This is a genomic window from Nitrospira sp., assembly GCA_016715825.1.
Lineage (GTDB): Bacteria > Nitrospirota > Nitrospiria > Nitrospirales > Nitrospiraceae > Nitrospira_D.
In genome coordinates this window covers 127505-145868 of the sequence record JADJXO010000002.1, presented here as the reverse complement: position 1 = coordinate 145868, position 18364 = coordinate 127505, and the positions used below count along the sequence as shown (strand labels likewise).

Here is an 18364-nt window from a genome sequence, read left to right as displayed (position 1 = left end):
CCTCACCAGCAGTCAGAGCCGCCGACCCTCGTACCAGGGGACATGGAACCTCGCTCAGACATTGGTCTAGATTCCACGAAATCGAGCAACAGTCGTGTGTCCTGGTTCCAAAACCTGACCATTGAGCAACGGATACTGGCGGGTTTTAGTCTTGTGTTTGTCGGGATCCTTGTTATCACTGCCGTTTCATACCACAACACCAGCATTGTGCTGACCAATAGTCGACTTGATGGTCGCAGCCATGATCTGCTCCAACTTCTCAGTACCATTGATGTTGCGATGAACGAAGCAGAAGATGCCCATCGACGATATCTGGTCACAGGAGAAACGTCCTATCTTGAGTCCTACAAGAAGGTGGTACAACAAGAACCGCTATTCGCCACCTACCTGCGTGAATTGACACGCGGTTCTACGGAACAAGAGCAACGAGCTGGGGTGCTGGAACGGATGATGACGAAACAATTGAACGCCGAGTCCAAGGCCATTGACCTGTTCGACCGGGGTGGGTTTCGAGCGGTGAAGAAGATGGCGATTGAGGGGGCCGGCCGCCGAGAGTTGGGAGCGATTCATCAGCTCATTACCGATATAGATTCAGACGAACGGCAGACCATGAATCGCCGCATGGCGGACTCCGCTGAGGGGACCAAGAATACGATCGTGCTGTTGGGTCTGGGGGCTTTTCTCCAGCTGGTTTTGTTGGCATGGGTCTACTATCTCATTCGCCATGACATTACGGAGCGACGGCGGGTAGCGGAGGAGCTGCAGCGCCGTGGAGAGCTCTTGGAGGCGGCAAACAAGGAGCTGGAAGCCTTCAGCTACTCGGTGTCTCATGATTTACGAGCGCCTCTTCGGCATATAGATGGGTATGCCGCTCTGCTGCGCAAAACCGTCGAGCAGTCGCTGAGTGAGAAGGGTGCGCGGTATTTACAAACCATCTCCGATGCCGCCAAGCAGATGGGTCAGCTCATTGATGATCTGTTGGTCTTTTCACGGATGGGCCGACAAGATATGCTTCACACGAGTGTGAGTCTTGAGCAGTTGATCAGCAACGTCCTTGCGAATTTGCGTCTGGACTTGCAAGGGCGTGAGATATCGTGGACAATCGCCCCATTGCCTGAGGTCAATGGTGATCCGGCTATGCTGAGACAGGTATTTGTCAATTTGCTGACGAACGCCATTAAATTCACCGGCACCAGGCCAAAGGCGTCAATTGAAATCGGTGTCGAGCGTCCAAACTCAGCCGAAGTCGTTATTTTTGTGCGTGACAACGGAGTGGGTTTTGATATGGAATATGCCTCCAAGCTCTTTGGGGTCTTCCAGAGGCTTCACCGTGCAGATGAGTTCGAAGGAACCGGAATCGGTCTAGCCAACGTGCGCCGGATTGTTCATCGCCATGGGGGGCGGACCTGGGCGGAAGGAGCTCCAGATAAGGGAGCCACGTTCTTTATTGCATTGCCAACACGGAGTCGTGAACCATGAATGCGGTGAAACCAATCATCCTCGCCGAGGATAATCCACGTGATGCCGAACTTGCTCTTGCGGCGATGGAGGAGGAACATATCTCGGACAAGGTCGTCCTTTGTCATGACGGGGCTGAGGTTTTGGATTATCTCTACTGCCGGGGGCAGTTCAAGTCACGTTTGAAGGGCAACCCCGCCGTGATTTTTCTCGACTTGAAAATGCCAAAGGTGAACGGGCTGGAAGTGTTGCGTACCATCAAGGCGGATATTAATCTGCGGCCGATTCCGGTCGTGATGCTGACTTCGTCACGAGAAGAACGCGATTTGGCCGAGAGCTATGCGTTGGGAGCGAACGCCTATGTGGTCAAGCCCGTTGAGTTTCACAAATTCTTGTCGGCTGTGAAAGAACTGGGAACGTTCTGGGGGGTCATTAACGAGCCCCCTCCTGATGGTCTCCGGTCCGCTCAACCCCATTCATGACAACTCCGCTACGAGTGCTTCATCTCGAATCGAATCGGCACGAGGGTGACCGCGTTGAGACGATGTTGACGGGTGGAGAGATCCCCTGCGTGATACACCGGGTGGAGAGCCGAGCCGCCTATGCATCGGCGCTCACGGACGCCCACGTCGACCTTATTTTGGCGGAACTCAGCCTGCCTCAATGCGATGGACGGATGGCGCTTGGACTTGCTCGGAGATTGGCTCCTGGTGTTCCGGTTATCTTCGTCTCCGCAACTGTTTTGGAAAACCAACGGATTGAACTACTGTCTGGCGGCGCCACGGATTGTATTCCGAAAGCGGAGCTCGATCGCCTGGTTCCATCGGTGCGACGCGTACGACGTGAGCAACAGGAGCGTGCAGCGCGATTACAAGCCGAAGCAGCACTATCGGAAAGCCGAGCGCAGTTCCGACAGGTGCAGAAACTCGAGGCGGTCGGTCGCCTCGCGGGAGGCTTGGCTCATGACTTCAATAATTTACTCACTGTCATTATGGGCCAAAGTCAAGTGCTGCTCAGCGAGATGGACCTTGCGGATCCCCTAAGAGGTCGAGTTGAGGAGATGCACAAGGCTGGTGATCGTGCGAGGATTCTTATTCGCCAGTTGCTTGCGTTCAGCAGAAAACAACCGTCTGCGGCTAAGGTTCTGAACCTGAATAGGATCCTGGCTGACTTCGAACCCATGCTGCGGAGGTTGATTGGTGAGGATATTCAACTTCTGTTGAGAGGCAGTACGGATGATCTCAGAGTCAAGGCCGACCCAGCCCTGCTCGAGCAAGTTGTGATGAATCTCGCGGTCAATGCACGGGATGCCATGCCGACAGGGGGTAAACTCACGATAGAAACGGCTGCAACAGATCTCGATCGCACGCCCCTGTACCATATCAGTCCGCTAGCACCAGGAGCCTATGTCAGGCTTTCAGTCACCGACAGTGGCTGCGGTATGACTCCAGAAGTACAAGCGCATATGTTTGAACCCTTCTTTACGACCAAGGAAGAAGGAAAAGGAACCGGATTGGGGCTCTCGACGGTCTTTGGCATTGTGACTCAGGGGGGAGGCGGACTGGACGTGACCAGTCAAACTGGGGAAGGAACTCGGTTTGATGTCTACCTTCCACGTGTGGAGGCCGAGATTGAGACTGCTGCGAGTGGACAGGTAATCATGCCGTCACCACGGGGGCACGAAACGATTCTTCTCGTCGAGGATGATGAGAATGTTCGCGTATTGATTGGCGAAGCACTCCGCAAGTGTGGGTATCGAATCGTGGAAGCAAGAAATGGTGTGGAGGCTTGCCTTGTGGCCACCCCATACATCAAGAAGCTCCGGCTCTTGCTCACCGACATTGTTATGCCGGGCATGAGTGGAGTGGAACTTGCTCGGAATCTCCGTGTGATTAAACCGGGCCTCAAGGTACTCTTTATCTCGGGCTACACGGATGATATCGGGATCGGTGCTGGTGATCCAGGTACTCTGTATCTGCAAAAGCCATTCACGCCTGAAGTCTTGGCAGAAAAGGTGCGCGAGGTTCTTAACCTGGAACCTTCCAGTCAAGAGGGTGGTGACCACAGATCGGCGTCGCTGCAGTCATCAGTCCCACGTCAATCTTGATACATGGATAGACAACCCTCAGAATCGTTCAGTGATTGGTTTTCTGTAGGCTATGCGTTTAAGAGGCACCATTTGTCCCGATGGAGTCGGTTCGGAGCAACGTATCTGCTGATAGCCGCATGCGCGTTCCCCACTTCGAGCAGAGCCGGAGACATCTCGTGGTTACAGCTTTCCGACGGTATAAGGGTGTCGGTATGGAAGGCCCAGGATCAATGCCCGATCGTACCGAGAATGTTGATTGTCGATTTGGACCCTGAACGTATAAAGTTCTCCGTTCATTATTATGCCCAGGAAGGATTGTCGGAACCTCACAAGATTGACCAATGGCAGAAACGAACAGGGCACCACGTCGTATTTAATGCAGGGCTGTTCCGTGAGAACTTCGCGTATCTTGGTCTTCTCTATAAGGACGGGCGTTCGCTGGGGAGTCGACGACACCCTTCGTGGAGGGGATTGTTTGTTGCGGAGCCATCTGATTCCAGGTTGAAAAGGGCGCGAGTCCTGGATTTGGATTCGGAGGCCTTCGATGAAGAGCAACCTCCCTATCGAGAGGTCGCACAAGCCCTCATGCTTCTGGATCACGCCGGGAGGGTTCGCGTGCGGGAGTCGGGGAAATATGCGTATCAAACAGTCGTGGCAGAAACGATGGCCGGACACATTCTTCTCTTGAAAACCCTCGGAGCGGCCAGGTTATACGACATCGCGCAGTGTGTGAAGGACGTCCTACCTAGCGTGCGCCAAGCGATGGCCATGGATGGAGGGTCCTCTTCTGATATTCGGATTCTGGAATCGCTGTGGCAGAAGGACATCGACACAGAGGACCGCACGTCATGGAAGAGCCTGTTCGCTGGAAACACCGGGAGTCATATTCCCCTGCCCACGGTGATTGGGGCAAGTCCAAGAGATTGATGAACATGTGGCGCACGCTTGCTGGAGTTCTGGTCTACCTCGCTGTCGGAGGCTGTGCAGACGGTGCAAAGATCGTTCAACAGCACGACAGGGGTGGGGTGGTCATTTATCCGTTTAAGGAAGAGCAGGGACCCGTTCTCTCCTCGTTTCGAAAGGATGCCCTCGACCTGATGAAAGAGAAGTGCACCGGCAGGTCCTACTCCATTGTTCGGGAGGGAGAAGCGCAAGGACGAACTCGTGTGGTCAGTCCGCTGGATGGAGCCCAAGAACTTGTGGCAGAACGGAGATGGGGGATTCAGTTTGAGTGCAAATGAAGAGAGTTGGTTACATGCGATCGTGTTGTGCTAAGCCTGGTCCACCGTCCGCATGAGATCGTGAATGGTCAGGAGACTGATCAGGTGAACTTTTTCTTTTTCCACGCGTGCCCTCCCATCTTGTTCTAGACGGTCCACAATCACCAGTGCATGATCCACTTGAAGGCCTGCTTCCCGTGCGACTCCTACCGCTTTGAGCAGTGACCCACCGCTTGTGAGTACGTCATCCACGATGAGTGCTCGATCGGTCGGACGAACGCTGCCTTCGATGAGTTTTCCCAAGCCATGGTCTTTGGGTTGCTTGCGAACGACGAATGTTCGCCAAAGACGTTGGGGGGAAGCCGCACAGGCGAAATCAGAAATGGTGACAGCAATCGGGATGGCTCCGAGTTCGAGGCCTCCCAAACAATCGAATTCAATATCAGTCAGGGCTTGATAGGCCAGGTGCGCCACCAGACGGCGTGCCTCCGGATGTGCCATAAGGGCCCGACAATCGACATAAAATGGGCTGATTTCCCCGGAGGCGAGTTTGAATCCTTTATCCCGATCCCATTTAAAAGACTGCGTCTCATGGAATAATTTCGCCAATTGCTCCTGAACCGTCACGATTCGTCCTCCCGTTGGCAGGGCCCGGTATGGGCCGGCATTCTACACTGCCTGGAGGGCGGCTGGTATCCCTTTTCACGGATTCTTGTGGAGAATCACCGTGGAGAAGCGACGGACTTGCTCTGCCAACGTGCTGGCGACCAGCTGCAGATCGAACGGCCAGGCATAGCAGAGTTCTACCTCGGGATGTTGTGGCCGGAGATGCTCGAGGATTTCCGGTATCTCGATTTCAGAATGGGAGCCTCCCGGAGTAAACATCGTGGTCGTCACGGTGATGTGTGTCGCACCCTGTGCGATGAGTGCTTCAACGGCCTCTTCTAAGGTGGGAGCGCAGAACTCATTATAGGCGATGCCGAATAAGACGCCATCAAGCTGAGATCGTAACCGTTCAGCGACCGCCTGAAGGCCTGCCTCGTATGGATCGGTTTCTGCCGTTCTCGGCCATCGACGGATCTTTGTATCCAGTTCCATTTCTTCGGGTGATGGCGGTTGCTTGGCTGCACGCCGTTGAGCTTCTAATCGTTTCAGTCGGGTCACCAAATCCTGTGGGCAGTCCTTCGGGATCCCGCCATGACCAACCAGAACAACTCCGTTCATGCGATCTCTCATGGATATTTCCTCCTTCCGGGAATGCGTCGCTGTAGCGACGCGTCTCGATTATGTATCTCGTGGCTGATGGTGGTTTTCGACGTATGTTGCCGTAATTGTTATAGGATGGGTTTCTGGTCCGGCTAAGGTGGATCGTAGGTGGGTTTCCCACCATCCTGACCGTGAACGGTGTCAGGAGTGTCGCCGTTCTGTGTTAATGGTTATCGTTCGTCGCATAGTCGATTCCTCTTAGTCAAGGTACCTTGTGAAGTCCATCCCGTCTTGCTCGTGATCGATCACGGTAACCTCTGGGCGAGTCACTCTCCCGGAGATCATGTGACGCGAACCCCTTATGGGGCTCCGGGTGAGTCACGCAAGCCTCCACTCATTAAGCCTCACGTCCGGTTACACAGGAAAAACAACCTCTACCGGAGGTGCGTGGCGATCCGGTCCTAAGTTGGCCAGACCGACATGTATGTCCTCGACGCAGATCGAGGGAACACTTGGCAATATTACTCATAGCTGGGCATAATCCAAGAGGACCGCCTCAGCTGCTTTCCGGCCCGAGCCCAGCGCCCCGTCCAACGTACCGCTTTCTCGGTAATCACCACAGACGTAGAGCCCGTCGGCCACGCGGGCGGGGGCCGTTTGGTTGTGAGGCGAGAGCCGATCTATTGAAGGCAGCGCCCGGTAGATATGATCGGTCCGTAGATGACGCCACCCGTCAACTTGCGAGCCGAACCATGATTGAAGCGACAGCCGCACCGCTTCTGAAAAATCATCGTGTGGCTCTAGCTGTTCGGTGGCTGTCACTGCGATTAAGGCTCGCCCAGCCGGTGCGTACGAAGGCGCCGCTTCACTCAGCACGCACAGGGTTCGGACTAACCCTTGACCCTCACCATTCAATATCAACCATGGCCCGCATTGCGGAGCTGCCGGTGCATCGAAATACAGCGTCGTCGAACCCCGTGCGGCGGAGTTTGTGGTGTGCTCCCCGCGTAAGCGAGCTGCAGTCACGTCGTCTGTCGCTATCACGACTACCTCGCCTGTGAGCTGTTCTCCTGACTCCAGGACTAGCTTGGATCCCTGAATGCGTTGAACGGCTTGTTTCAGCTTGACGGACCCTGCGGGCAATGGATCCGCAAGGTGCTGTGCGATGGCGCTCATCCCGTCTCGTGGCAAGGCCGTTGCTCCTCGACAGAAGGCTCCCCAGACGAGTTCAAAAATCCAACAAGGAGTGGTCAGCGCTGGCTCCAAAAATACACTGCTGAGAAAGGGGTAGAAGAACCGCGCCATCATGGCGTCCGAAAAGTGATACGCCCGCAAGACGTCGTCGGTCGGCCGACCGGGGTCTCCCATCTTAGAGCAGAGGTGGTGGTGCAATGCGTCTCGACGCATACGCCACATCCGCAACTTATCGGCGAACGAGCCGATAGGACTGAGCAGAGTGTGAAGCATGTCTTGCGGTCGACGAAAAAGATCGCTCATCACATGAAAGCGGCCGCCATACCGAATGAGCACCCCAGGGTGAAACGGCTTAAGATCCAACGATGCATAGTTCAGCGCCTTGCGCGCTTCCGGATAGCCCGTGAGAAAGATCTGGAATCCGCGATCGAGCTGAAAACCTTCTACGTGGTCTGTGCGGACACGCCCACCGATACCGTCAGAGGCTTCAAGTACTGTGCAAGTGATTCCCGATTGTATCAGGCGACGTGCACAGGCCAGTCCGGCAAGACCGGCACCAATAATGTGCACGTGTGGAGTAGAGGGTTTCATAAAGCGGTTTCGTTTCCGGCGATGGCGGCTGTGGGGCGGCGCGTTGCTGTTGGAATATGTATGGCCATTTTCTTCTACTCTACAGTGTGGTTAGCTGCGATTATACCTGGCCAGGCGGTAGCAGTAGGTATTCTTGTAAGTTGGTTTTTCCATAACGGCTCCCTGGGTACACCTTTCGGATGAATCCCGCGACAAGGGCCATCACCTTCTTGACCGAGTGGGTCTTCTCAGGGTCTGTGGCAGGCAACAGACGGACGGTGATCGCGTTCTCGTGCAACTTGAGCTGGACAAAGAACGTGCATGCGGCACCCTGTTCGATCGCTACGGACTCCAGCAAGGCATCTTTCCCACTCCGCGACAAATAGAATTCCTGAACTTTGAGAATCTCGTTGGTGCTTCGGTGAATCATCGGCGTGAATGCTTGATAGGGTCCCTGCAGATCTCCGGCGTCTTCTACAACAACATGTGGCATTGCGTTTCCTCCCTACACATGATTCCGCAACATGAGCTCTTTGGGATGCGGGTTAAGATAGACCTGATCGCGAATGTATCCGACGTCGAAAACCTGGACGTAATGCTTAACCAGCGTGAGAGGGACGATCAAGGGTGTAAGTCCTCTATGATAGTCCGCGATCAGGCCAAGCAGCTCGGCTTTTTCATCCGGTTTTAACCGACCTTTGAAGTGGCCCACAATATGCTGTAGGACATTGACATGCTTACGTACCGTCCCCTTCATCGTGAGGGCTCGCATGAAGTGCTTCCCGTACATCACCGTCAATTCTTTGAGGCGATACCGCTCCGCCTGACCGATCAGACGCCCCATTGTTTGGTAGTGCTGCTGGCTATGGGCTAAGAGCAAATATTTGTGAATCGTGTGGAAGCGTATCAAAGCCTGTTTGGTAACTCCGTTCTGAACCAGATCCTGAAACCGGCGGTAGCAGAACACCCGCTCGATGAAGTTCTCCCGAAGGGAAGGATCACAGAGCCGCCCTTCCTCCTCGACGGGAATCAGGGGAAACTCATCTTGAAAGGCCTTGGCAAAGATTCCCGTGCCACTGTGGCTCGGCATCCCCTGTGTCGTGTACACGCGCACCCGTTCGAGTCCGCAACTGGGTGAGCCTCTCTTGAAGACAAACCCTGAGAGGTCCAGTTTGTTGAGAGAATCGAGTCGGCCCTCGACCATCGTCTCCATTGCTTCGGTGTGATCGTGCTTGCTCGTGATCGTCATCAGTCGAGGGCGATGCGGACTGCCCACCAAACGCATGGCTTCACGGGGAGTGCCCAATCCTGCTTCTACTTCGGGACAGACCGGGACCCATTCAAAGTAGCGACCCAGCACATCAGTTAAGAACTGGTCTCGTTTATGCCCCCCGTCGAATCGGACCTCCTCTCCAAGAAGACACCGACTGATTCCAAGGCGAAGTGGGGAGGTCGTCATCTCGTTGCCTCCTGCTTTCCGAGGGCGAGATATTCCTGACGGGCAAGTTGATGGTCCACAACCGGCGAAGGATAATCGGTTCCGATTCGGCATCCAGCGCGTTCTTGCTCATCTGCCGTCATGAGATGCGGCTCATGAATCCTTTTCGCCGATAGACCGGCAAGTTCAGGGACATATTGGTGAATGTAGGCGCCGTCCGGATCGAACTTCTTGCTCTGGAGAACGGGGTTAAAGATCCGATAGCCGGGCATACTATCGGTGCCGGTCGAAGCACACCACTGCCAATTGCCGTTGTTTGCGGCTGTGTCGGCATCGACGAGATGTTGCATGAAATACCGTTCACCGCTCTGCCAGTCGATACGGAGATCCTTGACCAGGAAGGAGGCAACGACCATTCGGACACGGTTGTGCATCCAGCCCGTTTGATTGAGTTGCCTCATTCCCGCATCCACGATCGGATAGCCTGTTTGTCCGTTGCACCAGGCTTGAAACAGGGAATTGCGCTCCGGACCCGGCTCACGCGCTGGAGGTACGGCCGCCTTGCGGAATGGTCTCTCGGCAACATGCGGGAATGAAGCCAATACTTGGTGAAAGAACTCACGCCAAATCAACTCGTCGACCCAGGTCAGGACATCAGGCCGGGACACTCGCCCACCTTTGGCCAGCGCGTTCAGCGCCGCGTGAACGGCCATGCGCGGCGACAGTGTTCCGAAACGGAAGTGTGGTGAAAGCTTGGCGCTCCCATCGACGGCCGGCAGATTTCTGCCTTGTGCGTATGAATGAATCGGCCCTCCAGTGAACCAGTGCAACCTCTTCATCGCGTTCCGCTCGCCCGGACCAATCCAGGGTACGCCCGGATCGTAGCCAAGCTCACTGGCCGAGGGGAGAGGATGAGAGATTGGGAGTGGAGCGGTTTTCTTGGCTGCAAGGAGCACGGGAATTGGCTGAACCGCTGGGGTCATGGCATGCCATCTAGTCCACCAGCGTGCGCGATAGGCGCTATACCGTTGCAACGGTTCTCCGGTTGCGCTCCGTAGCTCAGGTGCTTCAAACACAACATGATCTTTGAACGTCCGCACTGCCACTCCGAGCTTTGCCAAACGCTGGTGAGCCAGGCGGTCCCGTTCTATCGCGCCCGGTTCGTAGTCGCGATTCCAATAGACCACATCGGCCTTCCAATGAGTTGCCGTTTGAACAATTTGGTTAACCGGCTCGCCGTGCCGCCACTGCAGAGTAAGCCCGAGGGCGGCAAGAGAGGTTCGGAGGTCATCCAAGCATCCCAGCATAAAGTTCACGCATGCTGATCCGAACTCATGCGACTGCAGCAATGGCTTATCGAACACAAACAGCGGAATGACCTCATCGCATTCCTGGCAGGCCGCTATGAGTGCCGGTTGATCATGCAATCGAAGATCGCGCCTGAACCAGACGATTCCTCGCACAGGGTAACTCCTTCCGCTATCTGCTAGGGTGCCGGAGTTCCATGTGATCCAGACGGCCCTTTGGGAAGTTTGTCACCCGCCACTCGCTCGATGGAAAGTTCGTGAAGGCCTTTGTCGTCTTTCGCGCCCACCTTGACGACGGTGCCTGCTTCCCCTCGAATCATGGTGACCACTTCTTCGTACCGCTTTCCCTTCACTGGGATTCCATCAACACTGATGAGCTCATCCCCGTGTCGAAGACCGGCCTTGTGAGCAGGTCCCTCCGGGTGGACCATACCGACATACAAGATGGCTGGGTCCCCGATCTGCTCAGCTCCAATGTGAAGGGAGATACCGATGACACCGTTAGGAAGTTTCCCAGTATCTCCATGCCCATAGGGAAGCGGGGTCGTGGATTGCTCGGCTAGGGCCGAGCCTGAAGCCAAAAGCCCGATCATCAATCCTAGCGTAATGTATGAACGAAGGATTCTCATAGATACACCTCCTCGTGATTATCCTAGACGTATCAATCCAAGCAAACACAGTAGACCCACTGCTAGAAACCCCAGAATCAATCCCGCTGCAACATAGATGGCAAAACCCTCATGAGCCCAGCTCCTCGTGGAGGACGTCGGGCTATCTCTTCTCGAATGGCACCGGCTGGTCGTGATCCCCCTAACATCGATCATGGTATAGGTTCACCAGGGCTAGACTTCTTGAGTATGGTTCGCAACGCTGGTTCCAGCATTGGATATCGAAACGTATAGCCTTCCTGAATTGCTTTTTCTGGGATCACCCTCTGGCCGGTCGTCATTAACGTCCCCAACTCACCAAGGAGCATCTTCAACGCAAAGCTTGGAACGGGAAGCCACGATGGTCGGTGAAGCGTCTGCCCAAGGATGTCACAGAACCGGTTCATCGTCACAGGTTCCGGGGCAACGGCGTTGACCGGACCGGAAACCGTCGGCGTGGTCAGAGCCCAGTAAATCAGACCGATGTGATCACGACGGTGAATCCAGGAAACCCACTGGGTGCCTGGCATGATCGGACCGCCTGTAAAAAATCGAAAGGGCAACACCATCTTGGGAAGGGCTCCACCATCTTGTTCAAGCACCATGCCGGTTCGTAAGAGGACAACACGCGCACCGAACTCCGCAGCTCGAAGGGCTTCCGCTTCCCATGCGAGGCAGAGATCGGCTAAGAAGCCCTGGCCTCGCGCTGCCCCTTCATCCAGGCGGCGATCGTCGCTCGCACCGTAATATCCAATGCCAGACGCGCTGATGAAGGTGGCGGGTTTGGAAGCACATCGGGACAGGGCCTTCACCAGCAAGCGCGTAGTGAGAACTCGGCTATCGGTGAGCAGTTGCTTGCGTGCCGCTGTCCAGCGTGCGTCGGCAATGGGCGCTCCTGCGAGATTGATCACGGCATCGGCTCCCTCAAAGCTTTGTTCCCAGCGGCCTTGATCTCGCCCGTTCCAGAGGACCCAGGTGACCCGGGCGTCCGTTTCATGAGCAACCGGTCTATGGCTTCTCGTGAGGATCCTCACCCTATGGCCGTCGAGCAGGAGAGAATCGCACAACGGTCTGCCGATAAATCCTGTCCCCCCGGTCACCACAATATTCATAGGCCTATCTCCCGGCAACGCTACTGATGTGCTTGATAAGATACCAAAGTGCACTTCTATCTCTTGGTCCGACGACGCGCGACGACCAGGGCAATGGCCTGAGTGAATCCGATGATTACGGCACTCGCCAGGAACCCCATCGTGAGTAAAAGGATTAGGCTCATATCCATGTGTATTCTCCTCTCAATTGTTGAGACACGTTAACAGATGTTCGTCCGAGAGCTCGTACTCCACCGAGGGGACAGGTCTCGGTTAAACCGACACCTGTCCGCCTCGGCCAGCGGCGCCGTGCGGAGTTCCGGCGCCACCTGGACACACTAAAGGGCTAACTTCTGCAATGTGGTTCAATATTTGTGGTGACGTTACGTTCATATCCCTTGAATGGATCGGTTGTAAGAGTTAGGTCAGTCTTCCTCTTGTGTTTTCTTCAACACCATGGAAGCTCTCTAAGCCTTGGGGAACATGGCAGTCCTTGCAGCCTGGATCGGCCCCTAGCGCGCCATAGTGTGAAGATTTCTTCAGCTCCTCATAAGGGTAGGTCTGGGAGTGGCAGCTGACGCAGAATTCGGTCCTGGAGAGTGCATGCTCTCCGCCGAACACCACAGAGCTCGCTCCAACCATGATAAGTGCGCCGATCAGCTGCAACCCGCCGGTCTCGTGTAGGTATCGCCGTAATTTTCGTGCCATGATTCTTCCTTGCTGTACCCTGGCCGCCTACCTTGATCTACGGGTTACTTGCACACCGGAACCCACTGTTGAAGTTCCGATACGCTGGGGAGTCGTAGTCGGTGGTCGAAGGTATGTTGAAGTCGCGGCGCGACGAGCGCAGGGTCTCGGGAGCACCATCCCATGAGCCTCCGCGCAAGACTTTGTATTTACCAGTCTCCGGCCCCTGAGGATTGTTCGACGAACTATCGGCATAATAGTCTGGGTCGTACCAGTCACTCACCCATTCCGCGACATTTCCCGCCAGATCAAAGATCCCATAGGGGCTTTGGCCGTCTTTCAATTCCGCCACTGGCACTAACGCTGCATGGTTGTCCCACTTCTCTCTCCCATAGTTAGCTCGCTGTGGATTTGGTGGATCGTTGCCCCAGGGATACAGAGCTCCATCCGTCCCCCGTGCCGCCTTCTCCCATTCAGCTTCTGTCGGAAGCCGCTTGCCAGCCCACTTGCAATAGCTGTTCGCATCCTTCCAATCGACATTGACAACTGGGCGGTTCTCATAGGAAGGCTGGGCCATAGTTGTCCACGACGGCGGAGGGTCAAAGCTGTTGGCTTCTAGAAACTCCCCATATTGCCCGACCGTCACTTCGTGCACGTCCATGTAATACGCGTCGAGAAAAACTCTGTGCTCGGGCTTCTCATGGTCAGTTCCTTCGTTGCTCCCCATCGTAAAGTCGCCCGCTGGTACGAGCATCATCGGGGCCAGATCTTTGACGGTGACCTTCTTGGGTCCTGCCGCTGCCTTATAATCCGTGTGTTGCGAAGGTTTACCCTTGTGAGAGAAGGTATGGATGAACGCGATCACTTTCCAGATCTGGTCTTCTGAAAGGAGCGCTTTCCAAGGCATCATTGGCGTTTTGGGAATCCCCTCTGCCACGCGCCAGTACCAGTAGCTGTCTGAGAAACGGCTTGTATTGTGCTGATCGCGGAGACCTCCTCCACTGCTTACCGGTTGTCCATCCTGACCATGGCAAGAGTGACAGGCGACCAGTGGGACGGCTTCACCAAAATAGATGTCTCTTCCCTCCTTAACGATCTTTGAGTCGGTCCACCAGCCGGCTGGCATCCGTTTGTCTGCATAGGAGGGTGGAACTGGATCCAATGGCATGAGTTGTGCCGATGAGGCTGCGTGTCCAGCCAGCGTGAGGCTTGATACGATGACGAGGATGAATTGTCCGATCTTGCTTCTTCTCATACCCTTGCTCCTCCCTGGCGTACTAGCACTCTTGTCAGAGAGCCGTCGTCTGTTTCCACTACATAGTGCATTGCTCAAACCAACCGGAGTAGAGGCGCCAGGTCTCTCGCAGGTGTGAGACCCGGCTGCCTCAACTGACGGCGCCGTGCGGAGGAGCGGCGACGTCTGGACGAACTGAGGGACCGGTCTCCGACTGGCTGGTGGTATCAGGAATGAGTAGCACTGCATGGAACAAGATCCTCCTCCTACTTCTGGTTCTTGGTCGCGAGACCTCGAACACATCGAAAGCCTGTACCGTGGGTCTGGAGCGCGAACCCGCCGCGACCTCGTGCCGATGTCGTGATATCGGATGCGGGACTATGCCAGGACCCGCCACGAATCGACCGAACCACTCCCTTTTTGTCGGGACCTTGCGGATTCCGGTTGGGCGCATGCTGGTAATACTCCGCGTCGTACCAGTCCGACACCCATTCGCGCGCATTCCCGGCCATGTCCTTCACCCCATAGGGCGAGTCGCCACCGGGTAGGGTCCCCACTGCGTGCAGGGTCTGCTCGTCCTCCCACTCTCGATCAAAGTTCGCCCGCGTCGCCGTGGGCAGTTGATTTCCCCAGGGGTAGAGACGGCCGTCAGTCCCGCGCGCGGCCTTCTCCCACTCTGCCTCCGTCGGCAGCCGTTTCTTCGCCCAGCTACAATAGGCCTTTGCGTCGTACCAGGTCGTCTGGACCACCGGAAGTTGCTCAATACCCTCGATGGATTGGAGGGTCCCGGTGCCATAGGGATTGGGTGGTGTGCGATGGCCGATGGATTTCACAAAGGCCATATAGCGTTCATTCGTGACTTCGACTTGATCGATCGCATACTCGTCCAGATACACGGATCGTTGCGGCGATTCATCTGCTCGGCCTTTTCCTTCTGGATTGCCCATCAGAAATTCTCCAGCCGGAATCGTGACCATCGGCACCGGGTCAGCCTCTCTTGTCCCCGGTACCGCTTCCACGGTGGGCGAATGCATGAGCGCAAGGACCGTGACAACGACCATCGTTATTCTGGTGAACTGAGTAGATCCGTGCCACAGTCCAGTCATCATTTCTTCTGCTCCTTGCTACCCTGAATGGCTTGGGTGGTATGGAGTCTCACTTGCTTGACAAGGTCTTCGACTTGTCGCTCGTCTCCTCTGTCAGCTGCTTCTTGCGCCTGGGTCACCAGGGTCCTGGCTTCGTGCAGGTGCTGCTCGATTTCCGCCTGAAGGGCAGGCGAGGCCACGGTTCCTCCCAATGCTGCCCGGTGGTAGACCTCCCATGCCTGGTCCACTTCATGATTGGCCGCATGGACCAGTTGGGCCTTATGCTCATGCGGGTGCCCGGGTGAATCGATAGGACCTGCATGGAGAGATGAGGCTTCGAGTAGGGCGATGAGGATAATCCCTTGATAAAGAATTGTCTTGGGTATCATTGTTGCGTCTCCGTCACGATAAACCCCGTATAAGTCCCGTCAAATCTTCCTTCACGGTCGCTTCATCGATTGCTCAATCAATTGTCGAAGGTCTAGGAGCTCCCTATTCCTTGGGTCAAGGGCTAGTCCATGAGCGAGGGCCTCCTGGGCTTCTGCGAAGTGTTCTCGACCCATTTCCACGTAGGTCAAGATGGCGGCCTCCTTGATGCGTTGAGAAAGTTCTGGTGGCGCAGTTGTCGCGCAGCGGAATCCCAGACCCACGCCGTAGCTGTTATTGAGTGGATGATTCCAGAATCGGTGGGTTGTCCTTGTTGTCCCTTCTGGGGCGATCCAGGAGCCACCGCGAATGACGCGCTTCTCGCCGACGGTCAGACGATCCACGTACGTTCCGGTTCCACCCATCCACAAGGGTTGAGCCGGCCCGCCAGGATTCACGCTCGTTTCAAGCCGACCATAGTAGCGGGGGTCGTACCAATCTGAGACCCACTCGAAGACATTACCGGCCATGTGGTGTAGGCCATAATAGCTGGCTCCTTCTGGGTATGAATCAACGGGCATGGTGGCATCGTGCTTTTTCCCATAATTGACTTTCGCTGGATCAAACGCGTTGCCCCAGGGATAGAGATTACCATCTGGCCCTCGGGCGGCCTTTTCCCACTCTGCTTCCGTCGGCAGCCGTTTGCCGCGATAGTCGCAGAAGGCTCTCGCGTCCTCCCAATTGACCCCGACGACGGGCAGCTGAGGCGTATTTAAACGGGGATCGTCCCAGTAGGCCGGAGCTGGGTAGCCTGTTGCCTTGATGAATTCACCATAGTCTTTGTTCGAGACCTCATACGTATTAATGTAGTACGGATCCAAGAACACCATATGAGCCGGACTTTCGTCGTTCAGTGCGTCAGCGGACCAGGGTGTCTTCATGCGTCGTTCGTATAGCGTAGGCTTCTTGCCCGTGGCCGAGGGATCTTCCCGGTCGACCCCCATCACCGATCCTCCCTGCCCGATATACGCCATGTCCTTTGGTGGCAGGTGCTCTTCGGCACGGACTGTCGGGGTCGCTGTTGTAAATGCGACTAGCAGCGCCGCGATCACACTGGTTTGTGTTGTCCGCATTGCGCACCTCCATCACACGTTGGTTTTTTCGTATGCAGCGCTCTCGCCGCTCTCGATACGCCCGGTTCAACGATGGTTCGGCGTTGCCGTCTGCCCATTTGGCCTGTGCGCCATATCGAGCTGTTTCATTTCTCGTAACGCTGCTTGTGCGATTCCCCGTAACATCCCATTGAAGACAAACTCGTGTGGGATGTAGAGGGAATACCAGTACAGTTGGCCTTTCAGTCCCACTGGATCAAAGATCGCTGTCTGCCGTATCTGAGTGGAGGAGCCGGTCTCCGTCACCTCAAACTCCAGCCATGCCCTCCCGGGCAAATTCATCTCGGATTTGAGCCGCAGTTGGCGATTCGGCTCAATCGATTCGACCCGAAAGGAGTCGACGGTGTCGCCGATGCGGAGTGTCGTCGATGAAGGCCGTCCGCGCCCCATGCCGACTCCTCCTTGGAGTAGGTCGAGGAAGCCGCGCACCCGCCACAGCCAGTTGCAGGCGTACCAACCATGGTTACCGCCGATCCTCTCAATGCACCTGAAGACGGCGTCAGGTGGCGCTTCCACTGTTAACGTACGTGAATCGACGATGCGCGTGCCGAACCGTACGCCTCCCCACGACTGTGGCGAGCCGGACGATGAGAGCGAGTCGGACCAGCGTGTGGCGGAGAAATGGGTCTCTTCATGGGCCAAGGCCCGGCGAATGGCTTCATCGATTCCCATCGGACGTACAGAGAAGGTTGTCAGCGCAGTATTGTCCCGTACCACCGTGACATGAACAATACTCTCAATAATCGCTCGGCCGACGCGCGCGTAGAGCGGCGTGATCAGCCCTAGCCACAGTGCAGACAGCCAAGGGGTGAGGACCGGCAGCGGGATGATGAGAGGTGTGAGTCCACGTTGCCGCCCGTACGCATGCATCATATCTGCATAGGAGACTTTGTCCGACCCGCCGACTTCGTAGATACGGTATTGGGAGAGGGGAATCTGGAGCGACTCAATCAGATAGTCCAGCAAGTCGTCGATTCCGATTGGTTGCGCCTTCCCCTTGACCCATTTCGGTGTGAACATGATCGGCAGGCGTTCGACCAGCGCTCGAACCAATTCAAACGAGGCACTACCGGAACCGATCACGGCCGATGCGCGAAACTCACACACGGGGAGTCCTGACCGCCTCAAGATGTCTCCAACCTCGTGCCGACTGCGTAGATGTGTTGACAGCTCCTCCTCGTCGCTGCCTAAGCCTCCCACATAGATCAGACCCTTCACACCCGCTGCCTTCGCTGCCTCACTAAAGTTCCACGCTGCTTGCCGGTCAGTCTCCTCGAACGAGCCAGCCGAACTCATGGAATGGACCATGTAGTAGGCTACGTCGATCCCGTGCAACGCGTTGTCGAGACTCGCTCGCTCGAGCACGTTACCCGCGACAACTTCCGTTGATGGACCAACCTTCGGCTTCAGAATCTCGGGGCGTCTGGCCAGACAGCGCAGGCGGTAGCCCCGATTCTCCAAAGACGGTAAGAGCCGCCCGCCGATGTAGCCACTTGCGCCCGTCAGAAGGACGCGGGCGGTACTTAGGAATGCCGCAGGGTCCGCTGCCGAGTGACTTGAAGTTGTGGGTCGCGATGTACGCACGTGAGATCTCCCTAAC

Annotated in this window: 19 protein-coding genes; 5 read left to right on the top strand and 14 right to left on the bottom strand. The window is 55.9% G+C overall.

Features of this window, described 5'->3' with window-relative positions; all coding sequences use genetic code 11:
• Positions 1–525 precede the first annotated feature (525 nt).
• From IPM58_06795 to IPM58_06775, 5 genes are all read left to right on the top strand, one after another.
• Positions 526–1479 (top strand): hypothetical protein, encoded by a 954-nt coding sequence (locus IPM58_06795; GenBank protein ID MBK9306788.1) that lies wholly within the window; start codon positions 526–528, stop codon positions 1477–1479.
• Positions 1476–1940, top strand: coding sequence for a response regulator (locus IPM58_06790; GenBank protein MBK9306787.1), 465 nt, complete (start codon positions 1476–1478; stop codon positions 1938–1940). Before IPM58_06795 ends, IPM58_06790 begins: the two co-directional genes overlap by 4 nt.
• Complete coding sequence (locus IPM58_06785) at positions 1937–3565, top strand: response regulator (protein MBK9306786.1); 1629 nt, start codon at positions 1937–1939, stop codon at positions 3563–3565. The genes IPM58_06790 and IPM58_06785 overlap by 4 nt, the downstream gene beginning before the upstream one ends.
• A gap of 231 nt (positions 3566–3796) precedes the next feature.
• Positions 3797–4474 carry a phosphodiester glycosidase family protein gene (locus IPM58_06780; protein MBK9306785.1) on the top strand — a complete coding sequence of 226 codons (678 nt, stop codon included), beginning with the start codon at positions 3797–3799 and terminating at the stop codon, positions 4472–4474.
• 5 nt (positions 4475–4479) lie between these two features.
• Positions 4480–4788, top strand: a complete 309-nt coding sequence (locus IPM58_06775; GenBank protein MBK9306784.1) for a hypothetical protein — start codon at positions 4480–4482, stop codon at positions 4786–4788.
• 30 nt (positions 4789–4818) lie between these two features.
• On the opposite strand, the gene pyrE is transcribed toward IPM58_06775, so the two are convergent.
• The 14 genes from pyrE to IPM58_06705 form a co-directional block, all read right to left on the bottom strand.
• A complete protein-coding gene (gene pyrE, locus IPM58_06770) occupies positions 4819–5394 on the bottom strand; it encodes an orotate phosphoribosyltransferase (protein MBK9306783.1) in 576 nt (191 codons plus the stop codon).
• Positions 5395–5469: 75 nt separating this feature from the next.
• The gene (locus IPM58_06765; protein MBK9306782.1) at positions 5470–6003 is read right to left on the bottom strand and encodes a CbiX/SirB N-terminal domain-containing protein; all 534 of its coding nucleotides are present in this window, start codon (positions 6001–6003) and stop codon (positions 5470–5472) included.
• A gap of 495 nt (positions 6004–6498) precedes the next feature.
• On the bottom strand, positions 6499–7758 hold the full coding sequence (locus IPM58_06760; protein ID MBK9306781.1) for an FAD-dependent oxidoreductase: 1260 nt from the start codon (positions 7756–7758) through the stop codon (positions 6499–6501).
• Positions 7759–7858: 100 nt separating this feature from the next.
• A complete protein-coding gene (locus IPM58_06755; protein MBK9306780.1) occupies positions 7859–8230 on the bottom strand; it encodes a hypothetical protein in 372 nt (123 codons plus the stop codon).
• 12 nt (positions 8231–8242) lie between these two features.
• The gene (locus IPM58_06750; protein ID MBK9306779.1) at positions 8243–9196 is read right to left on the bottom strand and encodes a DUF523 and DUF1722 domain-containing protein; all 954 of its coding nucleotides are present in this window, start codon (positions 9194–9196) and stop codon (positions 8243–8245) included.
• Complete coding sequence (locus tag IPM58_06745) at positions 9193–10638, bottom strand: deoxyribodipyrimidine photo-lyase (protein ID MBK9306778.1); 1446 nt, start codon at positions 10636–10638, stop codon at positions 9193–9195. The genes IPM58_06750 and IPM58_06745 overlap by 4 nt, the downstream gene beginning before the upstream one ends.
• 23 nt (positions 10639–10661) lie before the next feature.
• Complete coding sequence (locus tag IPM58_06740; protein MBK9306777.1) at positions 10662–11111, bottom strand: PDZ domain-containing protein; 450 nt, start codon at positions 11109–11111, stop codon at positions 10662–10664.
• Between the two features lie 191 nt (positions 11112–11302).
• The gene (locus tag IPM58_06735; GenBank protein MBK9306776.1) at positions 11303–12241 is read right to left on the bottom strand and encodes a TIGR01777 family protein; all 939 of its coding nucleotides are present in this window, start codon (positions 12239–12241) and stop codon (positions 11303–11305) included.
• A 399-nt stretch (positions 12242–12640) separates the two neighbouring features.
• A complete protein-coding gene (locus IPM58_06730) occupies positions 12641–12928 on the bottom strand; it encodes a NapC/NirT family cytochrome c (GenBank protein MBK9306775.1) in 288 nt (95 codons plus the stop codon).
• 37 nt (positions 12929–12965) lie between these two features.
• Complete coding sequence (locus IPM58_06725; protein ID MBK9306774.1) at positions 12966–14162, bottom strand: SUMF1/EgtB/PvdO family nonheme iron enzyme; 1197 nt, start codon at positions 14160–14162, stop codon at positions 12966–12968.
• A 245-nt stretch (positions 14163–14407) separates the two neighbouring features.
• Positions 14408–15202: an SUMF1/EgtB/PvdO family nonheme iron enzyme gene (locus IPM58_06720; GenBank protein ID MBK9306773.1), complete on the bottom strand. Its 795-nt coding sequence runs from the start codon at positions 15200–15202 to the stop codon at positions 14408–14410.
• A 44-nt stretch (positions 15203–15246) separates the two neighbouring features.
• Positions 15247–15615: a hypothetical protein gene (locus IPM58_06715; protein MBK9306772.1), complete on the bottom strand. Its 369-nt coding sequence runs from the start codon at positions 15613–15615 to the stop codon at positions 15247–15249.
• A gap of 51 nt (positions 15616–15666) precedes the next feature.
• Positions 15667–16725, bottom strand: coding sequence for an SUMF1/EgtB/PvdO family nonheme iron enzyme (locus IPM58_06710; protein MBK9306771.1), 1059 nt, complete (start codon positions 16723–16725; stop codon positions 15667–15669).
• A 66-nt stretch (positions 16726–16791) separates the two neighbouring features.
• On the bottom strand, positions 16792–18348 hold the full coding sequence (locus IPM58_06705) for an SDR family oxidoreductase (GenBank protein ID MBK9306770.1): 1557 nt from the start codon (positions 18346–18348) through the stop codon (positions 16792–16794).
• Positions 18349–18364 lie beyond the last annotated feature (16 nt).